Raw genomic sequence first — 2,735 nt, forward strand, 5'->3', positions numbered from 1 at the left:
AACGCCTTGCAGAGCGACATCACGCAGACCCACACAATCGCAAGAACGATTGATTTCAAAGACACATCCTTAGCTTTCATTTTGCCACCGCCTTCTTAATGAGATGAGCCATCTTGTTGTCAGCACCGCAGTGCCGGATTTTGGAGTTGAAGTCTTCCAGGGACATCTCGACATTGTTCCCGTTGTGGTCGGCATATTCCGTGTGGTAATCGCCCCATGAGTCATCAATGATGAAGTGAGTGATGTTCCCCTCGTCGTCTTCCTTGAATCCCACGCAGGCCACCACATGTCCGATAGTCTTCCTTCCACCAGCTGGGAAAAGCCCGGAAAGAACCGCCGCCCCGCCGTTCCTGATTGTGTCGGCAATCTGTGACTTAGACCGCCATTCGCTCCATTCAACGGCATCGACACATTTTCCGACAAGACCTCTCTCCCTCAGGAAAAGATTTGTTCCGAGCGCAAGAACCGGGTGCCACTCGTTCGGCGCATTATGCCCGCTCGGGTCAAGAACCTTCCAGAGCGCGAGAGTCCGCTCGTCGTGCAAAATGAAATCCATGAGAGCATCTTCCGGCTGTCTGAATTTCTCCGTCGCAAGCTGCTCGACCGCATAGCTCGCCGCAAGCAAGGCCGCAATCATCGCAGTGACATTGCAGGCACCGCCAGGCTTAAGCTGGTTGTTTCTCTGTGTGTAATAAGGCTTCCCCGCAGAATTGTTTATTTCCATTCATATCCTCCGGGGAAAAGGATACCAGGGCAAAAAAAATCCCCAGCATCGCTGGGGTGAAGATGAGCGTGTAAATTTGCTATTTTCTCTCAAAATAAATATCAAAACATAAATAAGGTGTTACAACATACTGGGTCAGACGACCTGTTAAATTTGCGATTTTTATATCATTTAAAAACTGAGAGCCAATTGTATAAAAATTGTATTGACCAGTAATTCCGCCTGAAAATCCAACTCTCTCAGTTATTTTGTAGATTACGTTCAGTTCCACTCCAAAACCGAGAATCGTTGAGCCTTGCTCAAAATTATCTTTTTTTATTAGACTTCCGCCAAAAGCAAAAAAAGGCGCGACGCCCAAAAACAGATTATTTTCTCTGTAAAAATTGTACATCGCACCAAAATTGAAATTATAGTTAAACCATGAGTCATAATCAGAGCGAGTGAGTGTAACGGTAGTTCCGTTCACATCTGATTCAGTGTGATAGGGAAAATCCATTGAAGCATTTGCCATAAATCCCCAGCCTGATTTTCCTACTATAACATTATACATGCCGAAACCGATAGAAGATGAATTTGAATCGCCTAAATCTGCCTTTTCCCAAAGCCACGGATGATTTACACCAAATCCTAAAACAGAAAATGGTTCGTTGTTTTCAGCCCATGTTGACAGAGCAAAAGCGAACGCAAATATAATCGCAATGATTTTTTTCATAAATAGACTCCTATTCGTTTTTTTCTGGTTATTCTGTTTTTCCATACAATTCTGGATGTTCTTTTTTCGCTACAGCTTCGACAACTTTGACCAATCGTGTTAAAAGTCGCTGGGTTTCTTCTGTGGCAATCGCAGTCCGATTCAAGCGGTTCATGCAATAAACCAAAATTATAATCGGAATCAAAGCCACGAAAACAGAAATAACGACAATGATAAGTGCGCTAATACCTTGTAACATATAAAATCTCCTTTTTTAAAACTTATTACATTCCTTCGTCATTTGCAACATGAATCCAGCTGAACACCTTGCCGAACATTTTGAACCGCTCCGCGAATTCTTCGTCTGTGCTGTCGAGTGTTTTTAAGAGTTCAGCTTTTTCCAAATCAGCGACCCGCACTGAAAAGATTTTTATTCTGTTTGCAAGACTGTCAAACTCCAATCTTTTGCAATAGGTGTCGCCATCGAGACCGAATACATAAATTCCGTCTGTAGGTGGATAATCTTTGTCGGCGTTGAACAAGACAATATCGCCATCACGGATTCCTGCCCCTAACATACTCGTACCGATAGCACGGAATCCGTAAACATTTTTAGAATTCAATACAGGCGAAAGTGAGCGTACATCGAGATATTCAACAATGTTATCCTCATGCTCCCAACTCTGTCCTGGTCCGCAAGAAAGTTTTTGACTTAAAATCGGGATTCGTTCTTTTTTTGCTATTTCATCATTTTTCTTTTGAATGTCGGCGTTAATTTTTTCTGAAAGCATTTTTACTCTTTCAGGATAAAAAACTGGTAAAAACATCTCTCCTTCGCCAGTGAGAAGCCATTCAACATTTATACCAGCATCTAAAAATTTTCGGTAATTATCTCCGTCCAATGTTGTTTTTAAGTGACCATTTAAATATCGGGCGAGATTACCAGCATCGAATCCGAATTTTTCCGCAAATTCCTTTTTGCTACTAATCAATTTTCGATTCGACATTTCCTCATAAAGTTGTTCAAGTCTTGTCATAAAACCTCTTTTTTCCGTAAAAATTACGGTTATTTTAAATAAATTCTCGTAATTTTTACTTGACATTCATCGTTATTAAGATATAATCGTAATTATGATGAATAACTGATAAATCAGTTTTCATTTTACCCCTAAGAAACTTTGAAAACTGATTTATCAACTAAACAAAATATCGACAGAAAAAGGAGGATTGAAGAGTGAAAACGAAAAGTCAGATGACTTCGGAAGAAATCCGTGATTTTGTTGCCAAGAAAGTCGCTGAAAAAAAGGCACTTGCCCTTGT

Annotated in this window: 4 protein-coding genes; all 4 read right to left on the minus strand. The window is 41.0% G+C overall.

The genetic code is table 11. The annotated features are described in order from the left end of the window. Positions 1-76: 76 nt before the first annotated feature. Entirely contained in the window at positions 77-724 is a 648-nt protein-coding gene (locus IJJ71_RS07755; protein ID WP_296846259.1) for a hypothetical protein, read from the minus strand. 79 nt (positions 725-803) lie between these two features. Next, the gene (locus IJJ71_RS07760) at positions 804-1,436 is read right to left on the minus strand and encodes a hypothetical protein (RefSeq protein ID WP_296846260.1); all 633 of its coding nucleotides are present in this window, start codon (positions 1,434-1,436) and stop codon (positions 804-806) included. 28 nt (positions 1,437-1,464) lie between these two features. Next, on the minus strand, positions 1,465-1,674 hold the full coding sequence (locus IJJ71_RS07765) for a hypothetical protein (RefSeq protein WP_296846261.1): 210 nt from the start codon (positions 1,672-1,674) through the stop codon (positions 1,465-1,467). A gap of 25 nt (positions 1,675-1,699) precedes the next feature. After that, positions 1,700-2,452, minus strand: a complete 753-nt coding sequence (locus IJJ71_RS07770; protein WP_296846262.1) for a S24 family peptidase — start codon at positions 2,450-2,452, stop codon at positions 1,700-1,702. Positions 2,453-2,735: the final 283 nt, after the last annotated feature.

Origin of the sequence: Treponema sp., from assembly GCF_017430385.1 — a bacterium.
Lineage (GTDB): Bacteria > Spirochaetota > Spirochaetia > Treponematales > Treponemataceae > Treponema_D.

Excerpts from the sequence above, each read along its gene's own strand:
- IJJ71_RS07755 (WP_296846259.1), bottom strand. The coding sequence starts at position 724 with ATGGAAATAAACAATTCTGCGGGGAAGCCTTATTACACACAGAGAAAC.
- IJJ71_RS07760 (WP_296846260.1), bottom strand. The coding sequence starts at position 1,436 with ATGAAAAAAATCATTGCGATTATATTTGCGTTCGCTTTTGCTCTGTCA.
- IJJ71_RS07765 (WP_296846261.1), bottom strand. The coding sequence starts at position 1,674 with ATGTTACAAGGTATTAGCGCACTTATCATTGTCGTTATTTCTGTTTTC.
- IJJ71_RS07770 (WP_296846262.1), bottom strand. The coding sequence starts at position 2,452 with ATGACAAGACTTGAACAACTTTATGAGGAAATGTCGAATCGAAAATTG.